Source organism: Streptomyces sp. NPDC059900 (assembly GCF_050270335.1).
In the GTDB taxonomy this organism is placed as follows: Bacteria; Actinomycetota; Actinomycetes; order Streptomycetales; family Streptomycetaceae; genus Streptomyces.
Genome location: NZ_JBNNJZ010001033.1, coordinates 1 through 1625 on the forward strand (window position 1 = coordinate 1; position 1625 = coordinate 1625).

Annotated in this window: 2 protein-coding genes and 1 pseudogene; 2 read left to right on the forward strand and 1 reads right to left on the reverse strand. The window is 70.8% G+C overall.

Going from position 1 to position 1625, the window contains the following annotated elements:
* Positions 1 to 315, forward strand: a pseudogene (locus tag ACQKIP_RS46925) (chitinase); the annotation flags it as partial.
* Between the two features lie 129 nt (positions 316 to 444).
* Positions 445 to 1029 (forward strand): YrhB domain-containing protein, encoded by a 585-nt coding sequence (locus ACQKIP_RS46930; RefSeq protein WP_365865001.1) that lies wholly within the window; start codon positions 445 to 447, stop codon positions 1027 to 1029.
* A gap of 33 nt (positions 1030 to 1062) precedes the next feature.
* Here ACQKIP_RS46930 and ACQKIP_RS46935 read toward each other — a convergent pair.
* Positions 1063 to 1625, reverse strand: a 563-nt coding sequence (locus tag ACQKIP_RS46935; protein WP_427745815.1) for an aminotransferase class I/II-fold pyridoxal phosphate-dependent enzyme, incomplete at its 5' end; no start/stop codon positions are given.

Below are 1625 nucleotides of genomic sequence, written 5' to 3' on the forward strand. Positions count from 1 at the left end.
AAGGTCTACAGACAGGGCTCGGTGGACTTCCTCACCGCGCTGGCCTGCATCCAGCTGGAGGGCGGCCTCGACCCCTCGCAGGTCGGCATCGGCGTCCCGGCATCCACGCGCGGCGCGGGCAGCGGCTACGTCGCCCCCTCGGTCGTGAACAACGCCCTCGACTGCCTGACCCGCGGCACCGGCTGCGGCTCCTTCAAGCCCTCGAAGACCTACCCGGCGCTGCGCGGCGCCATGACCTGGTCCACGAACTGGGACGCGACGGCGGGCCACACCTGGTCCAACGCCGTCGGCCCCAAGGTGCACAGCCTTCCCTAGCGACAACCCCGGAGCTGCGGCCCGGCCCTCCCGTGCAAGGGGGCCGGGCCGCAGCGCGGTCCGGGCCCCGCGGACAGGCTGTGCGAAATTCGCTGGATGGCGGAGTATCCGGTACGGGATGCTGCACGCGTGATCGAGCGAGAAGCCGCCCTCCGGACTGTCGAAGAGCAGCTGGAGCGCGACTATCAGCAGTGGCGGACCGTCAACCCGGAAGCGCTGCGGGTGGCCGTGGCCGAAGTCGAGCAGCACGAACTGGTGTGGATCGTCTACTGGCAGTCCGTGGAATTCCTCCGCACGGGGGAAACGAAGCACATGCTGATCGGCAATGGGCCCTACCTGGTCGACCGTCTCGACGGCGGGCTGCATGCGATCGGCGCCCTCTCGTCGGTGGGCGGGGAGTGGGAGGCCGACTACCGGGCGCGGATCCGCGGACTCCCGGTACGTACTGCCGTAGACGATCTGCACGATGCGCTGGGCGAAGTCGCCGCCGCGCGCGGACGGATGCAGGCGGCGCGGACACTGCGCCGCAGGCTGCCCGTCCTCTCGCCCGCGCAGGCCCTTGAGTACGTGAGCGGGCTGCTGGCCGGCGAGCCGCCCGCGCCTCTGGTGTTGCTCGCCACCGAGGAACTCGTCGAGCCCCTCAACCCTGTGCTGGCGGTGGAGACCATCGCCAGTGGTGCTGAACTCCGAGCCCGCCAAAGACCGGACGGATGACCTGCGTATGGGTGACCTGTCGCTGGTCGTCCGTCAGGGGCAGGCATCGTCCAGGACCGCGGCAAGGTGCTCGAGCGCCTTGGCGGGCGGGGTATAGGGCACGCGCAGATGGTGGATGAGGGTGGCGTCGGCCGCAAAGCGGGGCCCTGCCGCCAGGGCGACTCCCCTTCGACCGGCTCGCTCTACGACGGTGTCGGCCAGGGCCGTGGTCAGCCGCAGCCACAGGGCGAGACCGCCGCAGGGCAGGGTGAATTGCCAACGGCCGTCACCGGCAAGCAGGGTGTCGAGATGGTCGCGCTGGCGCCGCAGTACGTTTCGGCGCCGGCTGAGCAGCGCCTGCAGATCACTGAACAGTTCGACGGCGACGAGTTGCTGCATGGGTGACGCGGACAGCGGCCCGGCGAGCGGATGGTCGCGCGGTTGCCGGATGAGGGGGGCGGGGGCCCGGATCCAGCCCACGCGCAGGCCGCCCCAGACCGACTTGCTGGTCGAACCGATCAGCAGTGCGCCCGGCAGACGGGGCGCGGGGTCCGGCTGCTCGCGCAGGTCGAGATCGCGCATCGTCTCGTCCGCGACGAGGGTCACCTGGTACCTGT